We start from the raw sequence: 24,483 nt of genomic DNA on the forward strand, positions 1-24,483 counted from the left end.
TTGCGGCTTCGGAAGAAGTGCCTGCGCGGCGATTTTGCCGTTTTTATTTCTTCTGATCGATAGGAGCCGACATATCATGGATTGGTCCATGGACTGGATTGCCGACCCCAATGCCTGGATAGGACTGGTGACATTGGTGGTGCTTGAGATTGTTCTCGGCATCGACAATCTCGTCTTTATCGCGATTTTGGCGGACAAGCTTCCGCCCCAGCAGCGTAATCGCGCCCGCATAGTCGGCTTGACGCTGGCGCTCCTGATGCGGCTGGTGCTGCTTGCCTCCATCTCCTGGATCGTGACGCTGCGCGCCCCGCTGATAACTGTATTGGGGCTTTCCTTCTCGGGACGCGACATCATCATGTTGCTTGGCGGTCTGTTTCTGCTCGCCAAGGGCACGATGGAGCTGCATGAGCGCCTCGAAGGCGCGCACGATACCAAGGGCGCGCGTGTTGTGCATGCGGTTTTCTGGCAGGTCATCGTCCAGATCGTGGTTCTGGATGCGGTCTTCTCGCTCGATAGCGTCATTACGGCTGTGGGCATGGTGCAGCATCTTCCGGTCATGATGATTGCAGTCATCATTGCGGTCGGCGTCATGATGCTCGCGTCCAGGCCGCTGATGGATTTTGTCAACAAGCATCCGACCGTGGTGATCCTCTGCCTTGGCTTCCTGATGATGATCGGTTTCAGTCTGATCGTAGAGGGCTTCGGGTTCCATATTCCAAAGGGCTATCTCTACGCGGCTATCGGCTTCTCGGTGCTTATCGAGGCTGCAAATCAGGTGGGAAGGCGCAATCGGGAAAAGCTCGTTACCACCAATGATCTGCGCGAGCGTACGGCAGGAGCGGTTTTACGCCTGCTGGGCGGCGGACGCAGCGAGGATCCGCTTTCGGATACGGTTGACGTCATTGCCCAGCAGACGGCGGCCAATGACGTGTTTTTACCGGAAGAAAAGGAAATGATCCGCGGCGTTCTGGATCTCGCAGAGCGTCCTGTTCGCTCGATCATGTCGCCGCGTAATGAAATCGAGTGGCTGGACCTGGATGAAGACGAAGAGGAAATCCATCAGGCGATTCGAGAATTGTCGCATTCACGCGTGATCGTCGCGCGGCGTCAGGTGGATGAGTTTACCGGCGTGGCCCCGGTCAAGGATTTGCTGCTTTATATGAGCGACGGCAAGCCCATCGACTGGGAGCGCGTCATCAAACAGCCGCTGGTCGTACACGAGAATGCCAATGTGCTGCGCGTTATGGAGCAATTGCGTGTGTCTCCCATCCAGCTGGCGGTGGTCGTGGATGAGCATGGTTCCTTTGAAGGTGTCGTAACGCCTACGGATGTGCTTGAAGCCATAGCCGGTGAATTCCCCGATGAGGACGAAGAAGCCGCAGTCGCGGAATCAGACGGAGAGGGCGGCTATATCGTCGATGGTTTTGCCGATATTCGTCGATTGAGTGGGCTGTTGCGCCGTGATCTGGTGGATGATGGCGACCGCTACACGACGCTTGCGGGCTATATGCTTTGGCATCTGGGCCATTTGCCCGTGGGTGGCGAAAGTTTTGTTGCGGACGATTTCGAATTCCGAATCGAGACGATGGATGGTCGTCATATCGAGAAAGTGCGGATCAGACCCATATCGGATGATGAGGTGTAAATTAGCGGCATGAGCCGATGCGTGAGGAAAAATCCTCACGCATTATCCGCGCGTCTGGCTGCTCCATCGTCTTGCTGGTGATGTTTTAACAAAATATTTCACCCTGCAATCTCCGATAGGTTTAGTCGGATATTGACAAAAGCTGCAAAGCCTTCAAAATTAACCTGTCATTCACCATGTGGTAAAATGCAATGAGGAATGGCAGGCGCGATCAGGAGGCGGTGCATGCGTAATCTGCGTTTCTATACCCAAGGCATGAAAAAGCTATTGCGCTCCGCAACGGCCTGGCTTGAGCATCCCTGGACCGGGATGAAACTGAATGCTGAGGAAATCGCAGAACGGCGCCGCAACAGGCTGGAGCGGGGCGAGCATAATTTTCTCTGGTGCTGGCAGCATCGTGGTTTCTGGTAAGAGGCCCGGCAGCCTATCTGTTCATAAATAGGGTGTCTCGAAAAGGACCGATTGGTCGCTCGGGATGCTGCTACGCATTTTTGCTGTAAATATTTCATCTATTTGTTTTTGTCGCATTTTCCGGACACAAAACCGCTACGCACTTTTGTTGGAAATGCTTTATTTCCGCTTCTCGTTCCATCGCAGGACGAATTGCGATCTCTCGAAAACGAGAACCACGATCAGCGAGATTGCGAAGGGTATCAGCAGATAGAGCAGGCGGAAAACGATCAGCGCCGCCAATACGTCGGCCTGATCCATATCGGGTAATCCGGTGAGGAAAACCAGTTCGAGGACGCCCAGTCCGCCCGGTGCATGCGAGATCAATGCTGCCGAAAACGACACAAGAAAAATGCCCAGAATAATCAGAAAACCCGGATTTCCGGCTTCTGGAAGTGCAAAATAGATGATGCCGGCTGCTCCGATCAGTTCGAGCGGGGCGACAATCAATTGCTGGGAAACGACCGTCAGGCGAGGGTATTCCAGACGGAACCTGCCGATCTGCAAGGGACGCAATTGCAGCCAGCTTCCGAATATATAAAGCAGTATGAAGGCCAGCATCACCAGCGCAATGCCGATAGAAATTGCCGGTGTCAGCTCTTCGTTGAAGCGCATGAGGATATGCGGTTCCAAGAGAAGAACGAGGCTGGATGTGATGATGACGCCGATGACAAAGGTGAAAGAGCAGAAGGCAATGAGGACGGCAATTTCACTGCCGGGCATACCCTGGGATGAATAGGCCCGGTATCGCACCACAGCGCCCGAAACGACCGAAGCACCGATATTGTGGGACAGCGCATAGGTGGTGAAGGAGCAGAGCGCGATAAAGAGCCAGGATATTTTGCGGCGCAGATGAAGCAGTGCAATGCGATCATAGCCTGCGAGCGAACTATAGGCGAGAATTGCGGAAGCGGACGCCAGGAGCCAATGGGAAAATCGGATTGCGTAAAGACTATCTATGACATCATCTATCGAAATGCTGCGCAATTCGCGATAGAGAAGCCAAGCTGAAATGCCGACAGCGCAAATGCCCACGATCGGCCAGATATAATCCTTGGCTTTCATTAACGGCTCACCGCACTTTCATTCCGCATATGCTGCGCGCGGGCTTCATCCATAATGGCTCTTTCCGTAGTTTGAACACCTCGTTGGGAGTGGCGAGCAGCTCCGCGTCCTGATGCCGTCCGGGATTCGTCTTTGTCATATTTTCGCATCTGTAGCCTGAGCTGCAATAGGCTGGATGACAAATTCTTTCAATGCGACACAAATCTTGGGCGAAATTTGGTTTGCGCGAAAAAGAGATGCCGCTTTTGCGGCCTGTTCCGTTTTATCCGGCAGATGGGAATGGCAATGATGAAAAAGCCGGGCAAGTTTTATCTTGCCCGGCTTGAAGGTTACTTCTGGGGAACAGCCGTTTCCTCGGCTTCTTTATGCGCATCTTTGCGATGCTGCCACCAATCTCCGAGCAGAAGGAGAATCGGTGCTGCAATGAAGATCGACGAGGAGGTGGCGATCACGATGCCGAACAGCATGGGCACAGCAAAATTGTGCACGGCGCTGCCGCCCCAGATCGCCATCGGCAGCATACACAGGAAGGTCGTAAGCGATGTGTAGACACAGCGCACGAGCACCTGATTGATACTCATATCGATGATTTCCCGCAGCGATTTGGACTTATAAAGCCGCATGTTTTCACGCATGCGGTCATAGACCACAACCTTATCGTTTACCGAGTAGCCGATTGCGGTCAGAAGGGCTGCGATTGCGGTCAGGTTGAAATCGAGCTGTAACAAGGCAAAGAAACCGACCATCTTCGTCGTGTCGAGGATGAGTGTGACAATCGCACCCATGGCGAAGAACCACTCGAAGCGCCACCAGAGATAGGCCGTCATGCCCAGTGCGGAAAGCACGACCGCAATAAAGCCGTTGCGGGCCAGTTCTCCGGAAACCTTGGGGCCGACAACTTCGGTCCGTTCGATTTTCACGCCCGGATCGACTTCGGTTACGGCGTCGCGCATCTTGGCGACGGCTATGGATTGCGCTTCCTCGCCGCCCTCCTGCCGCTGGATGCGGATCAGCACCTGACTGGGGCTGCCCGCAGTCTGGAGAGCAACCTCACCCAGTTCGAGCGAACCAAGCTTCTGGCGCAATTGTGCCAGATCGGCGGGTTGCGACGTGCTGATTTCCGCCTGAATACCGCCCATGAAGTCGATGCCGTAATTCAGGCCGGGCTTGAAGAACAGGAAGATCGAGGCGATCGACAGCACGATGGAAACACCGATGCCGAAGAAACGCGCATTCATGAAGCTGATATTCGTCTTTTCCGGCACGAATTTCAGGAATGGCTCAATATGAAGAACCTTGAGCTTACGCTTGCGAACAAACCATGCCATGGCCATGCGAACGAGCGTCACATCGGTGAACATGGAAATGGCGATGCCGAGCATCATGGTGATGGCGAAGCCGCGCACCGGCCCCGTACCGAACATGAACAGCAGCAGGGTCGAGATCATCGATGTCACATTGGCATCGACGATGGTCGCAAAAGCCGCGTGGAAGCCTTTGTCGAGGGCCGCCATGGCACCCAGCCCCTTGCGGGTCTCTTCCCGTATTCGTTCGTTAATGAGAATATTCGCATCTACCGCGATGCCGATGCCCAGAATGATACCTGCGATGCCCGGCAAGGTAAGCGTTGCTCCAATAAGGCTCAGCGCCGCGAAGGTGAGCAAGGTATGGAGCAGCAGGGCCACGTTGGCGATGGTCCCCCATACGCCGTAAAGAAGCTGGATGAAGACGGCCACCAGAACAAAGCCGATAATGCCGGTAATCAGGCCCATTCGGATCGCATCGCCGCCCAGATCGGGGCCAACGGTGCGTTCTTCAATAACCGTCAGTGGAGCGGGCAGGGCGCCAGCGCGCAGGAGGGCGGAAAGGACGACCGTATCCTGAACCGTGAAGCTGCCGCTGATCTGTCCCGAACCGCCGGTGATCGGCTCGCGGATAACCGGCGCGCTCAGGACCTTGCCGTCAAGCACGATTGCAAAGGGCCGGTTGACATTTTTGGTCGTAATATCGGCAAACTGGCGTGCACCAAGGCTATCGAAGCGGAATGAAACGATAGGTTCGTTGGTGCGCTGGTCGAAGCCTGCGCGTGCGTCGGTCAGGCGTTCGCCGGAAAGGGCGACCTGATCCTCGATCGGGTATCTGATATTTGGATCCTTGGCGTCAGGCAGGATGCTCACGCCGGGAGGCGGCGTGTCATTGAGGCTGGCATCCGCGACCATATGGAAGCTCATTTTCGCGGTGCTGCCAAGAAGCTGGCGAAGTTCCGCCGGGTCCTGAAGGCCCGGAAGCTGAACCACGATGCGGTCGGCGCCGACACGCTGGATCGATGGTTCGGCGACACCGACCTGGTCAACGCGCTGGCGGATGATTTCAAGGCTTTGCTGAAGCGCGGAGTCGAGACGATAGGTGAAGCCCGCCTCCGTCAGCGTCAGGCGAACCTGATTGTCATTGCTCGTTACGTCGATGTCGTTGATCGCAGTGCCGAAGCCGCTGGTGTTGACCTGCGAAATCAGCGTGCGCAGGGCCGTATCGGCTTTTGTGCGCTGATCTGCATCGGGAATTGTAACGATGACGGAATCGCCCACGGCACGGATCGATTGCGGCTGGATGCGCTCGGCACGCAGCTTGCTGCGCGCATCATCGAGCAGCGCCCGCATACGGTCTTTTTTAAGGCTCGCCGCATCCACTTCCAGAACGAGATAGGAGCCGCCGCGCAGATCGAGGCCGAGTGTAACCTGTCGCTTGGGGAGCCTGGATGGAAGCGCATCGAGATGCTTTTGAGAGATGAAGTTGGGCAAGGCGATGGCGACGCCGATCAGGACGATCAGGCCATATAGCACAGCGACCCATTTTGAAGTACGCATGAATTCAGGTTCCGAAGCTTGGCGCCTATGAAATCCCTTTTGAATAAAAGGGTTACGGCGCTATTCTTGTAATGTGATTCAGGATTGATCCTGGTCAATCATTTAAAATGGTTCATACAGAAGCGGGCGGCGCTCGCGGGCTCTTTTTGCTGCTGGCGAAGAGGCGAAAAGCGCGGGGTCGGCTCACAGCTTCGGCAGTTTTGGCCTCATGAAAGCTCAAGGCCGCAAAGCGGGCAGGAAGGCCATGACTGTTGCCGTCTGGATAGGCCGGCTGTGGCTTTGCCAAAGCCGCTTCCACGAGGATTGCCCGTATTGTCTGCGAAAGGGATGCGGATTGCTGCCGCGGGGGAATTGCCGAGGCATCTTCAATCTGTTGTGTGGTCTCGTTTGCGGGGCCATTGCGGAAAAACTGCCCGTTGAGCGCTGCGAAATCGGCGGAGAACAGAACTGCAGCAATCGACAGGACGCACGAAAGAAACAGCATGAAGCCATGCCGTTCGTTGAGGTCGGTGCGCCGATCCCTTTTATCGATGCCGTTGGTCAAAACGCCGAGGCTTCCTTCGTCAGTGCGCTGTAATGAGAAATTATAACACCATTTGCGAATCCTCATTACCGATTTATCTCCCGGCGAACAAGGAAATACTGGTTTTCTCACCTATCGCCTGCGCCGCCGGTATGCTTCATAAAGCAGGAACTTTCGGAGGCAGGTGGCCTTGCGACCTCTTCGGCCTGCGCTATGTTGGAGCATCGGACTTGAAACTGGTGGCGCTTAAATTGGCATATATTTCAAGATTTCGCATTCCTGGATTCCTATCCGTCCTCTTCGCCCTCCTTCTCGGAGGGGTGGTTATTGCATCCGCACAGGACGCTCCCGCGCCGGGCGTGGTGCAGCAGCAAAAAGAGGAGCTTCTCGACTATAAGGAACAGGCGCAAACAATTGGCGACCAATTACAGGCGCCGATGAGCAGTGATGAAGAACTGGCCGGTTTAAGGCTTCGTCTGGATGCGCTCTCCCGCCAATTGTCAGATACGAATACTGTTCTTCGCCAGCGTCTGGCAGAAATCAACAGGCGGCTGGAACAGCTTGGCACCGCTCCGGCAGGAGACGAGGCGTCCGAGGCGGCTATTGTCACTGAGGAACGCGCCCGGCTGAATGCGGAAAAGAGCGAAATCAATGCGAAGCTGAGCGATACGGAAGATACAGCGCTTACCGTCAAGCAATTATCAGCAACGGTTAGCAATCTTCGCCGGGAGTTATTTACAGGCACCCTGTCACATCGGGTTCATATCGATACCACGCTTGCTTCTAAAGTGATCCTTGACGCTCGTACCCAGCTGGCTGAACTGGGCCTTATCCTGAAATCCTGGTGGCGGTTCGTCCTTGAGTTTAAACTGCATGCCTTTCTTGCCGCCACTCTGCTGGCCCTGGCCGCAGCGTTCTTCCTGCAACTGGGGGCGCGAAGAATTCTGGGATCCCTTTATAGCCGGACTGCGGAAAATGAAGTCCCCTCAAATCTGCGCCGCCTGTCGGTCGCATTCTGGTCCACGGTAATTCCCGCTGGGGCCGTCGCGACCTTTTTAGTCACGGCATATTTTTTCTTAAATTATTTCGATATAATGACGCCGAATGTTGTAATAATATTACAAGCCTTCTTCATAGCAGTGGGCATTATTTTTTTCATTGGTCGACTGGCTTTTGTCTGCATCAGTCCGAATATGCCGGTATGGCGGCTGATGCCGATTGCTCCCCGACCCGGGTATATCCTTATTTGCCTTATCATTGCCATGGCCGTGGCAAGCGGGGCCGACTCCTTTTTCAGCAAGGTCAACGAAGTGCTTGCGGCACCCCTTTCGCTTACCATGGCGAAGAGCTTGTTGCTGACGCTGGTGATCGGGCTTCTCATTTTGATTGCGGCTTTTCTTAAGCCGATGGAAAAGCCGGAAGAAAATGGCGTGCAGCCCTGGCCGAGAGCCTTTCGAAGATTTCTCATTCTATTGGGATTACTGCCAATTATCGTGGCCTCGCTGGGCTTTATCGGGCTGGCCCGGTTTATCTCGCAGCAGATCGTGGTAACGGGTGCGTTTCTGGTTGTGATGTATCTGGGCTTTTTGACGGGGCGAACGATTTCGGAAGAGCAGGCTTTCGCCTCCAGACCGGTTGGGCGGCTATTGCATGAGCGTTTTCATTTCGATGACATGGCGCTTGACCAGCTTGGCGTGATGATTGGCATTCTGATCAATCTGGCGGTGGCGCTGATCGGGGTTCCTCTGGTGCTCATGCAATTCGGCTTTCAATGGGCTGAACTCAAAAGCGGCTTCTATGGCCTGATGACGGGCTTCCAGATCGGCAGTATTTCGGTCTCGCTGACCGGAATTCTGACCGGTCTGGCACTGTTTGTCATTGTCTATTTCCTGATGCACTGGTTTCAGAACTGGCTCGACAGCAAGGTTCTGGCGCGGGGCCGGGTTGATGCCGGGGTGCGTAATTCAATCCGCACCGTGATTGGATATGTCGGCGTCGTGCTTGCGGCGCTGATCGGCGTTTCGGCTGCGGGCTTCAATCTTTCCAGTCTGGCGCTGATTGCGGGCGGTCTTTCGCTGGGTATTGGTTTTGGCCTGCAAAATATCGTCCAGAACTTTGTGTCCGGCCTCATTTTGCTTGCCGAACGCCCTTTCAAGGTGGGGGATTGGGTTGAAACTGGCGGCGTCAGCGGGATCGTCAAGAAAATCAGCGTTCGTGCGACGGAAGTCGAGACCTTCCAGCGACAATCAATCGTGGTGCCCAATTCCAGCCTGATCAATGGCAATGTCGGCAACTGGACCTTGCGCAACAAGCTCGGTCGCATCGACATCAATGTGCAGACGGGCTATATGGCGGACCCGCGCCGCGTCCATACGCTGCTGACGGAAATCATACGCAGCAATCCGTCAATCCTGAAAAATCCTGAGCCGTTTGTGGCTCTTCAGAGCATGACGGAGTCGCTGCTGGTCTTCGATATTTATGCCTTTGTCGCGGATATTACCTCAACCGGCGGGATCAAGAACGAGATACGTTTCCAGATTGTCGAGAGATTTCACGCTGAAAATATCCAACTGGCTTCAAGCTCGACTTCTCTGGTGGTCAATGCCGCAGAGGTGGAGAAATTGTCGAATGAGTTGAACAGGCATGAAATCCGATCGACAAAGGACGATGCATCATAGCCACCCTTGAAAGGGATAAAAGCCAGAGCGGTTCCTGTTTAAACAGAAACATTTGAACCGCTCCAAGTCTTTGTTTTCCGCATGTCGTTATCCCGAAACCGGTTCCCCCTTTCGGGCGATATGCTTTAGCTGCGCGGTTTAAGGTTTTCGGGGTCGTAAAGCGGCTTATAGCCGATGGACGTGACTTCGACCGGATAGGTCTCGCCAAAATATTCCACGATCAGCTTTCGACCTTCCTGACAGTAAGACCAGGGCAGGTAGGCGAGGGCGATATTTTTGCCGATGCTGGGGCCATAGGCGATCGAGGATGTATAAGAGCGGCGGCCTAGCTCATCCACCAGTGTTTCTCCCGTTTCCGGGTCCATTACGGGCAATATGCCGACAGGAAAACGCGCGACGCCGTTTGAATCGATATTATCGGTCATGACCAATGTGCAAAGCATGGCAGGCTGATGATCGCGCGCCTTATATTCGAGATGCTTCGCCTTGCCGCAAAAATCGGCTTCCTTGACCTTGGGCCGGGCCAGATCGGCTTCGAGCAGGTTATATTCGGTGCGCAAATCCGCATTTTGCAGGCGAAGGCTTTTTTCCATGCGACGGGTATTGGCATAGGTTTCAACACCGACCGCAATCACGCCCGTCGAACGCAATGCGTCCCAGACGGCAAGGCCATCGTCATAACGCATATGCAATTCCCAGCCCTGTTCGCCGACATAGGAGATGCGGAATGCAGTCACGTCCTTGCCCGCAATGCGGATCGGCTTGATTGCCGCAAAGGGGAAGTTTTCGATGTTCAGACCGTCGGGGTCTTCTACGACTTTCTTGAGGTTTTCGCGCGCATTCGGACCCCATATGCCAATGGTCACATATTTTTCGGTCACATCGGTAATGGTGACGTCAAAACCCTTATCCTGCGCCACGCGCCGCATATAATGGTAATCGCGCGGGCCCGCATCGGCACCGTTGATCATGCGGATACGATCCGGCATGCGAATGGCGGTAAAGTCTGCGCGCACCATGCCTTCATCATCGAGGAAATGAGTATAGATGCCTTTGCCGATATTGGCGTCGCCGCCAATTTTCGCAGCACACAGCCATTCCATCAGCTCGACGTGGTCCGGGCCTTCAATGTCATAAATGGCAAAATGCGAAAGATTGATGATGCCGCAATCTTCACTGAGCGCCAGATGTTCGGCATTGGAAACACGCCAGAAATGGCGGTTGTCCCATTCGTTTTCACGATGGGGAACGCGGTCTGCGTATTTTTCGAGTAAATGTTCGTTGGCGGCGTAGCCATGCGCGCGTTCCCAGCCGCCAAGCTCCATGAAATAACCGCCAAGCTCCTTTTCGCGTTCGTAGAAGGGCGAGCGGCGGATGTTGCGGCCCTTTGAGAAAGGCTCGCGCGGGTGCACTGCCGGATTATAGACTTTCATCGCGGTTTCGGTGCAGCGGTCCTCGATATATTGCTCTTCCATCTGATGCGGATAAAAACGCGAATAGTCGATGGCGTTATGATCGATTGCAGTGCGGCCATCGCTCATCCAGTCGGCAAGCAATTTGCCCATGCCGGGCGCGTCCTTCACCCAGATTGCAACCGCATACCAGAGACCACGCACTTTCTGGCTTTCGCCGATGGAAGGCCCGCCATCGGTCGTGACCTGAAGAAAGCCGTTGAAGGAGTGGCTTTCATTATAGCCAAGCTCGCCCAGTATGGGCGTCAATTCGATAGCGCGTTCCAGCGGCTCAAGTATCTGTTCCATCTCCAGATCGCGCTGCGAGGGCGAAAGCCGTGCTTCGTCCTTTTCCTGTAGATGACGGGGGTGGCAGAGGCGTGGATTGGTTTCCTCGTAATAGCCCCATTCGATCTGGCCGCCTTCGGCGGTCTTGGGGTCGCCGGTATCGCGCATATAGGCGGAATTGCCCTGATCGCGCAGCAATGGCCAGCCGATTTCCTTGCCGGTGCCTGAAAACTCGTTATAGGGGCCAAAGAAGGTCAGCGGGTGGTCTATGGGCATGACGGGAAGGTCTTCGCCCGCCATTTCCGCAATCAGGCGGCCCCAAAGCCCGGCGCATACCACGACATAATCGGCCTCGATGGTGCCGCGATGGGTGACGACGCCTTTGATGCGGCCATTCTCAATGACGAGAGATTGCGCTGGCGTATTGGCAAAACTTGTCAGTTTCCCCGAAGCTTCGGCCTGATCGATAAGCTTGCCTGCAACCGTCTGCGAACGCGGAATAACGAGACCGGCATCCGGATCCCACATGCCGCCTTGCACCATGCTTTCCTCAATCAGCGGGAATTTTTCCTTGACTTCCGCCGGGTCCATCATGCGGGCGCGGGTGCCGAACGCCTTGCCGGAAACAACTTTGCGCCTGAGTTCATCCATGCGGGCATCGTCACCGACGCGTGCGACTTCAATGCCGCCAATACGGGCATAATGGCCCATTTTCTCAAAGAAATTGATGGAATAAAGCGATGTCCAGCATGAAAGGAAATCATGGCTTGTCGCATAGCAGAAATCGGATGCGTGGGCTGTAGAGCCGATGTCGGTCGGGATGCCGGATTTGTCGATGCCGACAATGTCATCCCATCCGCGCTCAACGAGGTGGTGGGCAACCGATGCGCCGACAATGCCGCCCAGCCCGATGATGACGACTTTCGCCTTTTTAGGAAATTCTGCCATTTTATGCGACCTTGGTTTGTAAGGGACGAAATTGACGAAACCATACTGGCTGGCAAGAAGGGATAATTGTCTTTCTACGACATAATCACGGCGCGGGGCGACCGGGTGCAATCTTCTTTTGGCAAGATGGCCGACAGGATTCGACAATGCGGAAAATCGTCAGCGCGGGCTGACGATTTGATTCATGATGTCAGGGCAGTGCCTTGATATTTCGAGTGAATACAGGATGTCGCAGCATTCTCGCTTTTCAAATTCAGGCGGCGGTGAGCATTTTGCGTTCGGCGCGTTCTTGCTGCGGTGAGCGACCGTAAAGTTCGCGATAGCATTTTGAAAAATGCGACGCGGAAACAAAACCGCAGGCAACGGCCACTTCCACAACCGGCATGGGTGATTGCAGCAGCAGGTGACGGGCGCGGTCGAGGCGGATTTCCAGATAATAGCGGGCAGGGGAGCGCCCCATTTCCTGCCGGAAAAGCCTTTCGACCTGACGCCGCGAGAGGCCGATATTATGCGCTACATCGATGAGCGTTTCCGGTTCGGAAAGATTGGCCTCCATCATCTCGATAATAGTGAGAATTTTCGAGTTCTGGATGCCAAGGCGCGCACGCAGGGGCAGGCGCTGGCGGTCATGCGGGTTGCGCACGCGGTCGGTAAGCGCCTGCTCGCAAATTTTATTGACCAGATTGCTGTCGAAATCGTCACCGATCAGCTTGAGCATCATATCGAGCGAGGCAGTCCCGCCAGCGCAGGTATAGATATTCCCGTCCACTTCAAACAGATCTGCATAAACTTCCGCTTTCGGGAAGGCTTCGGAAAAGCCGGGCAGGTTTTCCCAGTGGATCGCGCAGCGTTTTCCAGAAAGAAGTCCTGCCGCGGCCAGAATATGTGCGCCGGTGCAAAGACCGCCGACGGCCACGCCGCGATTATATTGCTCGCGAAGCCAGGCAAAGACCGATTTGTTCCGAAACTCCTCGACATTTACGCCGGCGCAGACGAAGACCATGGACGGGCGCTGCTCCTGGGGAAGCAGGCGACGTTCTTCCTCCAGCGATGTGTTGACCGCGCATTCCACGCCATTGGATGCCATGACCGGCTTGCCGTCGGCGGATGTAAGCCGCCAGCGATAGGCTTCATAGCCCAGCATGCGATTGGCAATGCGCAACGGCTCGATTGCCGTTGCAAATGCAATCATCGAAAAATTTGGAACAAGAAAAAAAACAATAGACCGCTTGATCGACGAAGCCTGATTCATAGCCTGATCGTTCCCATTCATGAAGGCCGTTACCGCAGTTCCCATTGCGGTTTTCAGCCTTGTGCCTCCGTCATGACACCGGTGCCGAATTTCGGCTCCGTTCTTCGGTCGCTCCTTGACCGCTATCCGACTGCGCATGCCCGATTATACAAGGGGTAGGGTATGGCGCAAACGGAATAGATATGCATTGAGGCACAGAACATTCAGGTTGCATAGTGCGGCTAAATGCCTGCCGTATAGTGGCAGGTGACTGTCGCGAAATTGCGGGCGAACCATCATCCGCCCGCATTCTGGAATCATCCTTTCCTCTTTCGTTCCGGCCCGGCCAGCCGGTCGTCGATATTGGGCCAGCCGATGTCGTGCAGAATATGCTCCGGCAGGGCCTCCAGGATACGGAGGCTGCCCGCCACGCGCCTGCGGTGAGCCCAGGCCTTGTAGCTCTGCGCAACGAAGACGCCTGCCCCTTTAAGCCGGTCGGTTACGGAGTGAAGCGGCGAGGCTGTGTGGACGAGTGAAAGATCACGTTGCATGGTTATTTTCTTTCTCCTGATGAAAAGAGATCGAATGGTTTATCGTCTTGGATGGATCTCATTCACATGCACACTGCAGTCATCTTGACGTTCAATCGAATGAAATATAGAAACGTATAAGATCATAAAAATTGAACCTTAATCAGGCAGCGAGGTCCATTATGACGGCACCAGTTAAACTCCCTCTGCCTTTGCTCGACATGGATGTGCTGCGCACTTTTGCAGCCATTGCCGATACGGGCAGTTTTTCGGCTGCGGCAAATGTGGTGTTTCGCACGCCTTCCGCCGTGTCGATGCAGATCAAGAAGCTTGAAGAACAGATCGGCGTGAGCGTATTCGACCGCGATGCCCGTTCGGTGACGCTGACCGTCGACGGCGAGGTGCTGCTTGGATATGCGCGGCGCATGTTGTCGCTCAATCGTGAGGCGGTTTCGAAGTTCATTGCGCCGGGCGTAACCGGCGTTGTGCGGCTTGGATCGCCGGATGATCTGGGGCAATGTGTCCTGCCGCTGGTCCTCAAGCGGTTCTCTCATACCCATCCCGGCGTGACTGTCGATGTCGTCATCGATCAAAGCGTCAGTCTTCGCAGGCGCTTCGACGAGCGGCGTCTGGATGTGACATTGATGAATATGTCGCATACCGTTCCCGGCAAGGGCGATGTCGAGATTTTACTGGATGAAGAACTGGTCTGGGTTGGCGCCAAAAGCGGCACAGCCTATCGGCACGATCCCTTGCCGCTCGCCATATGGGAAGATGGTTGCGCATGGCGCGGCAATGCATTGGAAGCGCTTGAGAAAGACGGACGCTCCTATCGCATTGCCTATATGAGTTCACACTCGACGGGACAGCGGGCGGCTATCGTTGCCGATCTTGCCGTCGCCCCGTTTGCCCGGACGTTGCTTGACGATGGAATTGTGGTGCTGGGGGAGGAGCATGGATTGCCACAGCTTGGACGTTATCAGCTTGGCATGGTGGTCAAGCCCGATGCGGAAGAACATATTCAGGTGGTAGCCGAGCATTTGCGCAATGTATTTGAAACATACCGCCGATGCGGGCGTTTCGAGAGTTTTCGTTCTATTTAATGGGCCGCTGAAAAATATGATGACATGCCTTCTCTTGTCGGCGATTATTCTCGCGCTAATTGCTTAATATGACTGCCCGAACAGGCAGGGTCGCAATGGAGAGGCTATTATGAAATTATCCCGCATCGTTCCGATTGCCATTATTCTTTGTGCTTTCACACTCGTATCGTGCGCCAATACGGTGCGCGGCGTCGGTCGTGACGTTAAAAGCACGGCGAATGCCGTGGAGGATGTGGTGGAATAAGCGACTATCCAGCCAATAGCGGGACAGCCGCCTTTAGAGCGCGTCGTGATCTTTCAGATTCACTCCTTGCGCTTTAAGTTATTGTTTTTACGCATGTCGTTATCCCGAAACCGGTTCCCACTTTGGGGCGACATGCTTTAGAGCGTCGATCTGATAGTATCGGATCGGCGCTCTCACTTTTTATTTAAACGCGCATCTTTTCCGAAAACCGTTTCACCCTTTTCGGGATGCGCGTCTATTGCGCCAGAAAATAGCTGATGGTGAATTGCCGATGGGGGTCGGTTCTATAGGCGAGCGTCGTTGTTTTGACGCCTGTTTGCGGTACAGCGATATTTGCGGCATTCATTATTTCCATGATCGCCGGATTTGGGGTTGCATCGCCAAACCACATGACCAGAACAGGTTTTTCTATTTTATAGGCGTCAATGGGCGTTTCAGAGTGAATGACCCGAATGTCTGAATCGAAAAGCCTGAAATTGCCCGGAATCTGGGGGTTGTCGGCAAGGATCGTCGTGAAATCGCCGTTTGATCTTATTTCCGTATAAAGCTTCTGATAATCCAGCTGCCCATAGGGAGGGGCGCTGGAGCCATAGACGAGATAATAGCTCAGGACCGGCGGCACGAGGAGCGCTGCGATTACGCCCATGGTTGCAAAATCGGTGAGGGAGCGATCGCCACGCCAATAGCGGGCAAGCAGGCAGGAAAGTGTTGCCGGGGTGAGGAAAAGAACCGGCTGTAACCAGCGGTCCTTGATATTGGTGATGCCCATCGTCAGGATTCCGGCCAGAACAACCAGCAGGCCGACGATAAGGATGCGGCGCATGAAGCTTTCGCCCGGCGTCAGGGCATGTCCGGCGTTCAGGCGTTTGTCCCTGTGGAGAAGGGCGATGATGCCCGCAACGGCTACGACCAGCACCGAAAACAGAAATGCCGCGATGATCAGGCTTTCGATACCGCTGATCCGGTCGAGCAGGAGATTGCCGGAGGTGCCGATTTGCAACTTTTCCGAACGCGCTATGACACTCGATCTGTGATCGAGCATCCAGAGGGCGGTCGGTGCGATGCAGATCGCAAATGCAAGCGCGGTGACGATGGAGAGTTTTGAAAGCAGAACCTTGCGGTATTCCGCAACCGATAGTCCTGTCACGATCAGCGTGGCGACGAAGAGCGAGGCGTTGAACTTGCCGAGAATGGCGGCAACCATGGTCATGCCCAGAAGGGCTGCTGAAACGGGCCGCGGCGAACGCATATGCCAGGCAAAGGCGCAGAACGCCCATCCACACGCAGCGGTCCCGGCCACGGAATGCGTAAGCGCACGCTGGGATTCCCATCCTATCTGGGGAATGAGAAACAATCCCAGCATGCTTGCGGAAGCAACGGCGCGCGAAAAGCCCAGCAGGCGCATTGCTTTGAAAACGCTCAGAAACAGGCTGGCGAGGACGCCAAATTTGACAGATTGCAGGGTCAGCATCGATGTGCCGAAGATGGAGGCAGCAAGGTTGCTTATCCACGTATAGAGCGGGGGTTGCGAGCCGCCGTATCCCCAGTCCAGATAGCCGATATTGGCAAGCTGTTCGGCATCATCGACGCCCGCGCCATTGGAGACGTAAGTAACGAGAAGGGCCTGAAAAGCGAAATAACACACTATAAAGGCGACCGCCAATGGCAGTCCGAAGATGGTTTTGTCGGCAATGGATGCCGATTCTGGTTGGTCTTTGGTCAAAGTTTCTTCGGCCCTGATAATGGCTGCATGAAAATAGGCTTCGGCTGTGCGCAGCTTTCACAGGAAAATGGCTGGAATTCAATTGCCGTCTGGAAAGATTTCTCAAGATCACGCATATTTTATAGTTTTGCAACATGGCAGAAACCGCGCAGCCTTATGGGTGCACGGTTTTGCCAAATACGCATGGAGTTCCGCCAAACAATACACGAGCGGAAGAGACTGGAAGCTCCGGTACGCAATACCTGATCCGGAGCAATGAGAGGGTGCGCGCCCCGTCTCTTGCTCCTTTCTAGCCCAACATCGTTACCGGACGGTTATCAGAGCCTTAAGCAAATCTAAACAACGCAAGTTTTTTCAGGGTTTTGGAGAAAATCCGTCAGGTATTTTCAGTTGCGGCACGCAGAAAATTGATGATGCCCGAAAAATCCTCGCCACCATGGCCCTCATGCTCAAAGCGGTCGTAAAGTTCCTGAGCATGGGCGCCAAGCGGCGTGTGTGCGCCAGCGCTTCTGGCGGCTTCCTGCGAAAGCCGTAAATCCTTGAGCATCAGGGCTGCGGCAAAGCCGGGTTTGTAATCCTTATTGGCTGGAGAAGCGGGAACGGGGCCGGGAACCGGGCAATAAGTGGTCAGCGACCAGCACTGGCCTGACGAGGTGGAGGCGACATCGAATAATGCCTGATGCGAAAGGCCGAGCTTTTCGGCCAGGACAAAGGCTTCACTGACGCCGATCATCGAAATGCCCAGAATCATATTGTTGCAGATCTTGGCGGCCTGTCCGGCGCCATTGCCACCGCAATGCACGATCTTGCCCGCCATGGGCTTCAACAGGGGTTCGGCACGCATGAAAGCGTCACCGCTCCCCCCGGCCATGAAGGTGAGCGTTCCTGCCGTAGCACCACCCGTGCCGCCGGAAACAGGAGCGTCAACCGAGAGATGGCCGTGCGCGGCCGCAATCTCATGCGCCTTGCGCGCGGAATCGACATCGATGGTCGAGCAATCGATAAAAAGTGAATCTTTTCGGGCCTTGGCGGCAATATCTTCATAAACTGAAAGAACATGCCTGCCCGCAGGCAGCATGGTGATGATCGCGTCAGAACTGCCTGCTGCCTCGCTGGCGCTTGCCGCGCTTTCAAGCCCGTTCGCCCTGGCTTCTTCCAGATGTTCAGGCAGCAGATCGAAGCCGATCACCCTGTGTCCTGCCTTGACCAGATTGGCGGCCATCGGCCCACCCATATTGCCCAGACCTATGAATGCGATAGTGGCCATGACGAAATCCTCCCGGGAGATGTGAAATTTCAGCGTCCGATCATATGTCGCGCGATGATGAGGCGCATGATCTCGTTGGTGCCTTCGAGTATCTGGTGCACCCGCAGATCGCGGACGAGTTTCTCGATGCCGTAGTCATGAAGATAGCCATAGCCGCCAAAAATTTGCAGCGCGTCATTGGCCACCGCAAAGCCGGTATCGGTGACGAAGCGCTTGGCCATGGCTGACCATTTGCTTGCATCATGGGTCTTGCGATCCAGCTTGCTTGCCGCCGTATAAAGAAGCTGGCGTGCGGCGGTAAGCTCCGTCTCCATATCGGCAAGGCGGAACTGCAAGGCCTGAAAGCGGTCGATCGTCTGGCCGAATGCCTGGCGCTGGCTGCTATATTCGAGGGCTTTTTCCAAGGCTGACTGGGCTCCGCCTAGCGAGCAGGCGGCAATATTGAGCCGACCGCCATCCAGTCCGGCCATGGCGATGCTGAAGCCTGCGCCTTCTTCCCCCAGTCGATTTTCAACCGGCACACGGCAATTATCGAAAATAACCGTGCGGGTGGGCTGGGCGTTCCAGCCCATCTTGTGCTCATTGGCTCCGAATGACAGGCCGGGGGCATCTTTGGGCACGATAATCGCCGAAATGCCTTTCGGTCCGTCCTGTCCGGTGCGCACCATGGTCACGTAAATATTGGTTGCGCCGGCACCGGATATGAATTGTTTGGTTCCTGAGAGGATATAATGATCGCCATCGCGTATCGCGCGGGTGCGAAGGGCGGCAGCATCGGAGCCTGAACCCGGCTCGGTCAGGCAATAGCTGCCGAGCCATTCCATGGAGGTAAGACTGGGCAGAAATCTCCGGCGCTGGTCTTCAGTGCCGAAACGGTCAATCATCCAGGCGGTCATATTGTGAATGGATATGAAGGCGGAAAAGGCAGGGCAGGCTTTGGCAAGGGCTTCGAAGATCAGCACTGCATCGAAACGGCTGAGTGCCGAGCCGCCAACATCCTCGCCCACATAGATGCCGCCCATGCCAAGCGGCCCGGTCGCGCGAATGGTATCGACGGGGAAAAACTTGTCGCGATCCCATTGCAATGCGTTCGGCGCGACCTGGTCGGCGGCAAAATCCGATGCCATCGTTTGGATCGCGACCTGCTCTTCGCTTAATTCGAATTGGTTCTGGTCCGCCGTATCCATGGTTTCCTCCCTCCGGGACCGCGCCTCCGGTTACAACTAGAGCATAAGAGCTGAAAACTGCCAACGCTCCATTGGAATAATATTGCGCGCATTTGCAATAAACCGATGCGCATTTTTGCATATAAGGCCGGGTCGCAAGCCCTTGTTGCCAGCACGGTAAACTTGGGATAGGCAGCATGATATGACGCGCGCAATCATGTTTCAGGGTACGGGTTCGGATGTCGGCAAGAGTGTGCTTGTCGCCGGGCTTTGCCGTGCTGCGCGCAATCGCGGCCTGAAGGTACGACCGTTCAAACCGCAAAACATGTCGAATAATGCCGCCGTCAGCGACGATGGTGGGGAAATGGGGCGGGCGCAATGGCTTCAGGCATTGGCCTGTGGCGTTGCGCCTTCCGTTCACATGAACCCTGTTTTGCTGAAGCCGCAGACGGATACCGGCAGTCAGGTTATCGTGCAGGGGCAGGTGCGCGGCGAAGCCCGCGGGCGCTATTACCAGCAGTTGAAGCCGCAACTGATGGCGGCGGTCATGGATTCCTTTACGCGTGTCGGCGAGGGTGCGGATCTCGTGCTGGTGGAAGGGGCCGGATCGCCTGCGGAGATCAACCTTCGCGCCGGGGACATCGCCAATATGGGGTTTGCCATCGAGGCCAATGTGCCGGTGGTGTTGATCGGCGATATTGACCGGGGCGGGGTGATCGCCTCGCTGGTGGGAACCCATGCCGTTCTGGCGGAACAAGACCGGGCCATGGTGCAGGGTTTTCTCATCAACAAATTCCGCGGTGATATTTCGCTTTTTGATGACGGGCTTGCGGCGATAACAAGCTTTACCGGCTGGCGCTCCTTTGGCATCGTGCCATGGTTGAAAGCGGTTTCGCGCCTTCCGGCAGAAGATTCGGTCGTGCTGGAACAGGTGGCAAAGGGGGAAGAAAAGGCATTCCGAATTGCCGTGCCCATGCTGCCGCGCATTGCCAATTTTGACGATCTCGACCCGCTCAAGGCGGAATCTGGCGTCGAAGTCGTCATGGTTGCGCCGGGGTCGCGGATTCCGGCGGATGCGGGGCTGATCATCCTGCCCGGCACCAAATCGACGATAGCGGATATGGGCGCGTTGCGGGATAATGGCTGGGACAGGGACATTCATGCCCATGTGAGACGAGGCGGGCATGTCTTTGGCATTTGCGGCGGCTATCAGATGCTCGGCATGACAATTCGCGATTCGGAGGGGCTGGAAGGCGCGATCCATGAAACTGTCGGGCTGGGCCTGCTTGATATAGACACGATCATGAAGCCGGAAAAATGCGTGCGCAATATTACGGGGCGTTCCCTGCTTCATGACGCGCCGCTTGAAGGCTATGAAATTCATGTCGGCCGGACAACAGGCACCGATGCGGCTCGTCCTTTTGCGATGCTGGATGGCAAGCCGGATGGCGCGACCTCAGCTGATGGCCGTATCATTGGCACTTACCTGCACGGGGTTTTCGGCCCGGATGAATTCCGGCGGCGTTTTCTCGCCTCTCTGGGCGTGGAGAGCCAGGGTGAAAGCAATTATCGTGCAGGCGTTGAAGAGGCCCTCGATGAACTGGCGCGAGGGCTGGAAGCCAGTCTGGATATAGACGGGCTTTTTGTGCTCAGTTCCAGTCATAGATAACCGGAAGCGGATGCAAAATGGCTCGGCCTGTAAAAATCACTTTCGTTCTTGGCGGGGCCCGTTCGGGCAAGTCATCCTTTGCAGAGGGACTGGTCGAAAATTCTGGTCTGAAGCCGGTTTATCTGGCAACGGGGCGGGCTTTTGATTCCGAAATGGAAAATCGTATCGCCGTTCATCGCGACAGGCGCAGCCCGCAATGGCAAACGGTGGAAGAACCGCTTGAACTGGCACAGGCGCTGGTGCGGCATAGCTCCGGCGAGAGCTTCATATTGGTTGATTGCCTGACATTATGGCTCACCAATCTGATGATGGCGGAGCGCGATATTGCCGCCGAAAGTGCGGCGCTGGTCGCTATGCTTGGAGAATTGCCCGGTCCGGTCGTGCTTGTTTCCAATGAGGTCGGACTGGGGATTGTTCCGGAAAATCGCATGGCGCGGGAATTTCGCGATGCAGCCGGATTTCTGCATCAGGCAATGGCCTCCGCTGCCGATGAGGTTTTTTTCATGGCTGCGGGCCTGTCCCTCAAAATGAAGTGAACGAGTTTGAAGAATGAATCCGGAAAGGGCGGTAAATGGCTGAAAAATCAGAAAAACTTCTCTCCATGACGGAAGAGGAAATCAATGAGCGCCATGCGGAGAAAATGCGCAAGGTGAAAGCCGCGCGCGACAGGATTCAGGCGACCAAGACTGAAGAAAAGGGTCTGGTGATCGTTCATACGGGCAAGGGAAAGGGCAAGTCAACCGCAGGGTTCGGCATGGTTCTTCGCGGGATTGGTCATGGCATGAAGATCGGCGTCGTCCAGTTCGTCAAAGGGGCATGGGACAGCGGAGAGCGGCATGTATTGGAGAAATTCCCGGAGCAGGTAACGATTTGCGCGCAGGGCGAGGGGTTTACCTGGGAAACACAGGATCGCGCCGGTGATATTGCCAATGCGCGCGAGGGATGGGAGCAGGCCAAGGCCATGATCCTCGATGAAAGCTATGACATGGTGCTCTGCGATGAACTCAACATCGTGCTGCGCTACGATTATCTGCCGGTCGAGGAGGTGATCGAAGTGCTCTCGGCAAAGCCCGAAATGAAACACGTCATCATCACCGGACGAAATGCCAAGGACGAACTCATCGAAATTGCCGACCTCGTCACCGAGATGGAAATGATCAAGCATCCTTTTCGTTCGGGCGTGAAAGCGCAGAAGGGAATTGAATTCTGATCATGGTCGACAGCTGGCAATTCTGGGCGCTCATGTCGGCGGTATTTGCCGCCTTGACCGCAATTTTCGCCAAGGTTGGCATTCACGGCATCAATTCCGATTTCGCCACCCTCATTCGTACGCTGGTCATTATTGGCGCCTTGTGCCTGTTTCTGACCGTTACCGGGCAGTGGCAGCGGCCCGGGGAGGTTTCCGCGAAATCGTGGATTTTTCTCATTCTTTCAGGGCTTGCGACCGGGGCATCGTGGCTCGCCTATTTTCGCGCATTGCAAATTGGCGAAGCGTCGCGTGTCGCGCCGATTGACAAGCTTTCGGTGGTGCTGGTTGCGCTTTTTGGCGCAGCCTTTCTAGGCGAGCGTATGACGGCGATCAACTGGGCGGGCATTGTCCTGATCGGCTGCGGCGTGGTTCTGGTGGCCTTGCGGGTTTAAAACTGTTTTTAAAATCCGGCCCATTGCCGCAGGGGATTGGTGGGGTCCATCAGCAGACGTATTGCGAGAGCAAGGCTTACGACGATCAGCAGCGGCTTGATAATCCGTGAACCAATCCTCATGGCCAGGCTTGCGCCGATCTGCGCTCCGATGAATTGGGCAACCCCCATGCTGATACCAACTTTCCAGTTGATTTGGCCCACCAGCGCGAAGGTGGCGAAGGCGCCCACATTGGAAGCACAATTGAGAAGCTTGGTATGGGCTGTGGCTTTCAGGATGCCGTATCCTGCAAGCGCGACGAAGGCGAGCATGAAGAACGATCCGGTTCCGGGCCCGAACAGGCCGTCATAAAAGCCGATCAGCGGAACGATCGTCACGCCAAAGAGAAACGGACCGATGCGACGTGAACGATCGAGGTCGCCTATATTGGGCTTGATCGCAAAATAGATTGCAATTGCCATAAGCAGTGCAGGCAAGGCTGCCCGCATAATATCGACCGGCAGGATAATCGCCAGAAGCGCGCCAAGAACGGAGCCGACAAGCGATGCTATCGCCTCGGGCCATTGCTCGCGAATATTGACATATCCTTTTCGGGCATAGGCGATGGTTGCCGATGATGAGCCGAACAGGCTCTGCAATTTATTGGTGCCGAGCGCTTCCACGGGAGGGATGCCAGCCAGAAGCAGGGCAGGAATGGTAATCATTCCCCCACCACCTGCAATGGAATCGATGATGCCCGCGATGAAGGCTGCAAAAATGAGAAGCAAGGTCAGAGTATCGAAGAATTCGGGCATGGGAGAATCCAGATGCTGATGGCGGCACCATAGAGCAGGCCATTTCATTGTGCCAGAGCATTTGCGGCATAGGCAAAAAAAGGCTCAGCGCGGGATAATCCGTTAAAACAAGGGCTTGGATGTCCCGGTGATTCCGTTTGAGGCAGATATGCTTTCGGGATTCGCCGGTGTCTTATTTCATAAATCTATCTGACAAATTCCATATGCGCTTGCGTTGTTTTATCGTTCCGGCAACACTTGGCGGCAGATTGGCCCATAGAGGGAGAAGGGCGCCTATGAGCGAGAGCATCTTCGAGCGCATTACCACGTTTTTAAGCAAGAAAAGTGCTGTGCAGCGCGTGGCGGATGATCCCGCACTGGCCGCGGAACTGCTGCTTTTGTTGCATGTCGTCTTTGCCGATGGCGATCGGCATCCGGCGGAAATCGCCACTTTCAAACAGATTATTTTCGAGAATTTCGGCATTGCGCCTGACGAAATTCCCGAAGTCGCCGAATATCTCAAAGATTTCGCTTATGAGACGACGACCAAACAGGCAGCCAATATGCTGGCCGAAATGGCGCCTGAGCGACGCCTTTCGCTTTTGAGCAATCTGATGAAGATTGCCTGTGCCGATAACCGAATCGATCAAACCGAAACCGCGATGATTCAGCGTATCGCCGAAGTGCTGGGCGTCACCGCGCAGGAATTGCGCGATGCGCGGCAGGCTTCACCTTCCGGCAGTTGACCTAAGCTCAATGAGCGGTTTCGTTTTTTGGCATTGAAACCGTAATGACCAGATCGGCGGGCAGGTCATATTCGGCGCATATCTGCTCGCAGATTTCCATCGTCAGGCGACGAAATAGCGGGTCGAGCGCTGTTTCGTCGATTCCTTCCCCGGCCTCAAATGCGATGCCGCTTCCCGGCGGTGCGGGAAAGACGGTCGATATGACGGTTCTGCCCTCTTCGCCTTGCGGGGCATCCTCATCGTGACGGACAATGCCTGCCATGGCATAGCCTTCGCCCAGCCCCTCATAGGCAAGCTGGAACCAGGGCACTTCGCCATCAGGCAATATAATGCCGACAGGATCGGGAAACTCGCCGGTTATGAGCGCGCTCAGGGCAGCCTTGGCGGCGGCTGCCGCATAGGTGCCGATGGTGTTCTCGGGGCTTTTATTTTCTAATGGGCTTTCATCATTCATGGACGGCTTATAACCTATCTGTTA

At 55.2% G+C, this 24,483-nt stretch carries 20 protein-coding genes and 1 pseudogene; 11 read left to right on the forward strand and 10 right to left on the reverse strand.

Annotation, left to right across the window (positions count from 1 at the left end):
• Positions 1-76: 76 nt before the first annotated feature.
• Positions 77-1,645: a TerC family protein gene (locus tag DKP76_RS07855; RefSeq protein ID WP_109705921.1), complete on the forward strand. Its 1,569-nt coding sequence runs from the start codon at positions 77-79 to the stop codon at positions 1,643-1,645.
• A gap of 225 nt (positions 1,646-1,870) precedes the next feature.
• Positions 1,871-2,056: a hypothetical protein gene (locus DKP76_RS07860; protein WP_109705922.1), complete on the forward strand. Its 186-nt coding sequence runs from the start codon at positions 1,871-1,873 to the stop codon at positions 2,054-2,056.
• A gap of 159 nt (positions 2,057-2,215) precedes the next feature.
• Here DKP76_RS07860 and DKP76_RS07865 read toward each other — a convergent pair whose 3' ends face one another.
• Together DKP76_RS07865 and secD are read right to left on the reverse strand one after the other, a co-directional pair.
• The gene (locus DKP76_RS07865) at positions 2,216-3,160 is read right to left on the reverse strand and encodes a lysylphosphatidylglycerol synthase domain-containing protein (protein ID WP_109705923.1); all 945 of its coding nucleotides are present in this window, start codon (positions 3,158-3,160) and stop codon (positions 2,216-2,218) included.
• 329 nt (positions 3,161-3,489) lie between these two features.
• Positions 3,490-6,024 carry a protein translocase subunit SecD gene (secD, locus tag DKP76_RS07870; RefSeq protein ID WP_109705924.1) on the reverse strand — a complete coding sequence of 845 codons (2,535 nt, stop codon included), beginning with the start codon at positions 6,022-6,024 and terminating at the stop codon, positions 3,490-3,492.
• Positions 6,025-6,268: 244 nt separating this feature from the next.
• Here secD and DKP76_RS19000 point away from each other — a divergent pair, with 244 nt between their 5' ends.
• Both DKP76_RS19000 and DKP76_RS07880 read left to right on the forward strand, forming a co-directional pair.
• Positions 6,269-6,601, forward strand: a complete 333-nt coding sequence (locus DKP76_RS19000; RefSeq protein ID WP_146198913.1) for a hypothetical protein — start codon at positions 6,269-6,271, stop codon at positions 6,599-6,601.
• 221 nt (positions 6,602-6,822) lie between these two features.
• Positions 6,823-9,225: a mechanosensitive ion channel domain-containing protein gene (locus DKP76_RS07880; protein ID WP_425349388.1), complete on the forward strand. Its 2,403-nt coding sequence runs from the start codon at positions 6,823-6,825 to the stop codon at positions 9,223-9,225.
• Positions 9,226-9,350: 125 nt separating this feature from the next.
• Here DKP76_RS07880 and DKP76_RS07885 read toward each other — a convergent pair whose 3' ends face one another.
• The 3 genes from DKP76_RS07885 to DKP76_RS07895 form a co-directional block, all read right to left on the reverse strand.
• On the reverse strand, positions 9,351-11,912 hold the full coding sequence (locus DKP76_RS07885) for a GcvT family protein (protein WP_109706489.1): 2,562 nt from the start codon (positions 11,910-11,912) through the stop codon (positions 9,351-9,353).
• A gap of 253 nt (positions 11,913-12,165) precedes the next feature.
• On the reverse strand, positions 12,166-13,164 hold the full coding sequence (locus DKP76_RS07890) for a GlxA family transcriptional regulator (RefSeq protein ID WP_109706491.1): 999 nt from the start codon (positions 13,162-13,164) through the stop codon (positions 12,166-12,168).
• Positions 13,165-13,460: 296 nt separating this feature from the next.
• Complete coding sequence (locus tag DKP76_RS07895) at positions 13,461-13,694, reverse strand: YjiS-like domain-containing protein (RefSeq protein ID WP_109705926.1); 234 nt, start codon at positions 13,692-13,694, stop codon at positions 13,461-13,463.
• Between the two features lie 161 nt (positions 13,695-13,855).
• Between DKP76_RS07895 and DKP76_RS07900 the strand changes: the two genes are divergently transcribed.
• A complete protein-coding gene (locus DKP76_RS07900; RefSeq protein WP_109705927.1) occupies positions 13,856-14,776 on the forward strand; it encodes a LysR family transcriptional regulator in 921 nt (306 codons plus the stop codon).
• A gap of 109 nt (positions 14,777-14,885) precedes the next feature.
• A complete protein-coding gene (locus DKP76_RS07905; protein WP_109705928.1) occupies positions 14,886-15,020 on the forward strand; it encodes an entericidin A/B family lipoprotein in 135 nt (44 codons plus the stop codon).
• A gap of 235 nt (positions 15,021-15,255) precedes the next feature.
• On the opposite strand, the gene DKP76_RS07910 is transcribed toward DKP76_RS07905, so the two are convergent.
• The 3 genes from DKP76_RS07910 to DKP76_RS07920 form a co-directional block, all read right to left on the reverse strand.
• The gene (locus DKP76_RS07910) at positions 15,256-16,743 is read right to left on the reverse strand and encodes an ArnT family glycosyltransferase (protein ID WP_109705929.1); all 1,488 of its coding nucleotides are present in this window, start codon (positions 16,741-16,743) and stop codon (positions 15,256-15,258) included.
• Between the two features lie 376 nt (positions 16,744-17,119).
• On the reverse strand, positions 17,120-18,010 hold the full coding sequence (mmsB, locus tag DKP76_RS07915) for a 3-hydroxyisobutyrate dehydrogenase (RefSeq protein ID WP_109705930.1): 891 nt from the start codon (positions 18,008-18,010) through the stop codon (positions 17,120-17,122).
• A 29-nt stretch (positions 18,011-18,039) separates the two neighbouring features.
• On the reverse strand, positions 18,040-19,197 hold the full coding sequence (locus DKP76_RS07920) for an isobutyryl-CoA dehydrogenase (protein WP_109705931.1): 1,158 nt from the start codon (positions 19,195-19,197) through the stop codon (positions 18,040-18,042).
• A gap of 181 nt (positions 19,198-19,378) precedes the next feature.
• Here DKP76_RS07920 and DKP76_RS07925 point away from each other — a divergent pair, with 181 nt between their 5' ends.
• The 4 genes from DKP76_RS07925 to DKP76_RS07940 are packed head-to-tail and all read left to right on the forward strand — an operon-like array spanning position 19,379 to position 22,486.
• Positions 19,379-20,845 carry a cobyric acid synthase gene (locus DKP76_RS07925; protein ID WP_109705932.1) on the forward strand — a complete coding sequence of 489 codons (1,467 nt, stop codon included), beginning with the start codon at positions 19,379-19,381 and terminating at the stop codon, positions 20,843-20,845.
• A 17-nt stretch (positions 20,846-20,862) separates the two neighbouring features.
• On the forward strand, positions 20,863-21,381 hold the full coding sequence (gene cobU, locus DKP76_RS07930; protein WP_109705933.1) for a bifunctional adenosylcobinamide kinase/adenosylcobinamide-phosphate guanylyltransferase: 519 nt from the start codon (positions 20,863-20,865) through the stop codon (positions 21,379-21,381).
• Positions 21,382-21,416: 35 nt separating this feature from the next.
• Positions 21,417-22,055 (forward strand): cob(I)yrinic acid a,c-diamide adenosyltransferase, encoded by a 639-nt coding sequence (cobO, locus tag DKP76_RS07935; RefSeq protein ID WP_109705934.1) that lies wholly within the window; start codon positions 21,417-21,419, stop codon positions 22,053-22,055.
• A 2-nt stretch (positions 22,056-22,057) separates the two neighbouring features.
• The gene (locus tag DKP76_RS07940; RefSeq protein WP_109705935.1) at positions 22,058-22,486 is read left to right on the forward strand and encodes an EamA family transporter; all 429 of its coding nucleotides are present in this window, start codon (positions 22,058-22,060) and stop codon (positions 22,484-22,486) included.
• 8 nt (positions 22,487-22,494) lie between these two features.
• Here DKP76_RS07940 and DKP76_RS07945 read toward each other — a convergent pair whose 3' ends face one another.
• Complete coding sequence (locus DKP76_RS07945; RefSeq protein ID WP_109705936.1) at positions 22,495-23,280, reverse strand: TSUP family transporter; 786 nt, start codon at positions 23,278-23,280, stop codon at positions 22,495-22,497.
• 275 nt (positions 23,281-23,555) lie between these two features.
• Between DKP76_RS07945 and DKP76_RS07950 the strand changes: the two genes are divergently transcribed.
• Positions 23,556-24,005, forward strand: a complete 450-nt coding sequence (locus tag DKP76_RS07950; protein WP_109705937.1) for a tellurite resistance TerB family protein — start codon at positions 23,556-23,558, stop codon at positions 24,003-24,005.
• A gap of 19 nt (positions 24,006-24,024) precedes the next feature.
• Here DKP76_RS07950 and DKP76_RS07955 read toward each other — a convergent pair.
• A pseudogene (locus DKP76_RS07955) lies at positions 24,025-24,459 on the reverse strand (cobalt-precorrin-5B (C(1))-methyltransferase); the annotation flags it as partial.
• Positions 24,460-24,483 lie beyond the last annotated feature (24 nt).

Source organism: Falsochrobactrum shanghaiense, from assembly GCF_003149535.1.
Lineage (GTDB): Bacteria > Pseudomonadota > Alphaproteobacteria > Rhizobiales > Rhizobiaceae > Brucella > Brucella shanghaiense.

What these genes read in the sequence shown, in the direction of transcription:
- DKP76_RS07855 (WP_109705921.1), top strand. Translation starts at nt 77, where the DNA reads ATGGATTGGTCCATGGACTGGATTGCCGACCCCAATGCCTGGATAGGA.
- DKP76_RS07950 (WP_109705937.1), top strand. Translation starts at nt 23,556, where the DNA reads ATGAGCGAGAGCATCTTCGAGCGCATTACCACGTTTTTAAGCAAGAAA.
- DKP76_RS07905 (WP_109705928.1), top strand. Translation starts at nt 14,886, where the DNA reads ATGAAATTATCCCGCATCGTTCCGATTGCCATTATTCTTTGTGCTTTC.
- DKP76_RS07925 (WP_109705932.1), top strand. Translation starts at nt 19,379, where the DNA reads ATGACGCGCGCAATCATGTTTCAGGGTACGGGTTCGGATGTCGGCAAG.
- cobU (WP_109705933.1), top strand. Translation starts at nt 20,863, where the DNA reads ATGGCTCGGCCTGTAAAAATCACTTTCGTTCTTGGCGGGGCCCGTTCG.
- secD (WP_109705924.1), bottom strand. Translation starts at nt 6,024, where the DNA reads ATGCGTACTTCAAAATGGGTCGCTGTGCTATATGGCCTGATCGTCCTG.
- DKP76_RS07890 (WP_109706491.1), bottom strand. Translation starts at nt 13,164, where the DNA reads ATGAATCAGGCTTCGTCGATCAAGCGGTCTATTGTTTTTTTTCTTGTT.
- cobO (WP_109705934.1), top strand. Translation starts at nt 21,417, where the DNA reads ATGGCTGAAAAATCAGAAAAACTTCTCTCCATGACGGAAGAGGAAATC.
- DKP76_RS07920 (WP_109705931.1), bottom strand. Translation starts at nt 19,197, where the DNA reads ATGGATACGGCGGACCAGAACCAATTCGAATTAAGCGAAGAGCAGGTC.
- DKP76_RS07945 (WP_109705936.1), bottom strand. Translation starts at nt 23,280, where the DNA reads ATGCCCGAATTCTTCGATACTCTGACCTTGCTTCTCATTTTTGCAGCC.
- DKP76_RS07895 (WP_109705926.1), bottom strand. Translation starts at nt 13,694, where the DNA reads ATGCAACGTGATCTTTCACTCGTCCACACAGCCTCGCCGCTTCACTCC.
- DKP76_RS19000 (WP_146198913.1), top strand. Translation starts at nt 6,269, where the DNA reads ATGACTGTTGCCGTCTGGATAGGCCGGCTGTGGCTTTGCCAAAGCCGC.
- DKP76_RS07860 (WP_109705922.1), top strand. Translation starts at nt 1,871, where the DNA reads ATGCGTAATCTGCGTTTCTATACCCAAGGCATGAAAAAGCTATTGCGC.
- DKP76_RS07900 (WP_109705927.1), top strand. Translation starts at nt 13,856, where the DNA reads ATGACGGCACCAGTTAAACTCCCTCTGCCTTTGCTCGACATGGATGTG.
- DKP76_RS07940 (WP_109705935.1), top strand. Translation starts at nt 22,058, where the DNA reads ATGGTCGACAGCTGGCAATTCTGGGCGCTCATGTCGGCGGTATTTGCC.
- DKP76_RS07865 (WP_109705923.1), bottom strand. Translation starts at nt 3,160, where the DNA reads ATGAAAGCCAAGGATTATATCTGGCCGATCGTGGGCATTTGCGCTGTC.
- DKP76_RS07885 (WP_109706489.1), bottom strand. Translation starts at nt 11,912, where the DNA reads ATGGCAGAATTTCCTAAAAAGGCGAAAGTCGTCATCATCGGGCTGGGC.
- mmsB (WP_109705930.1), bottom strand. Translation starts at nt 18,010, where the DNA reads ATGGCCACTATCGCATTCATAGGTCTGGGCAATATGGGTGGGCCGATG.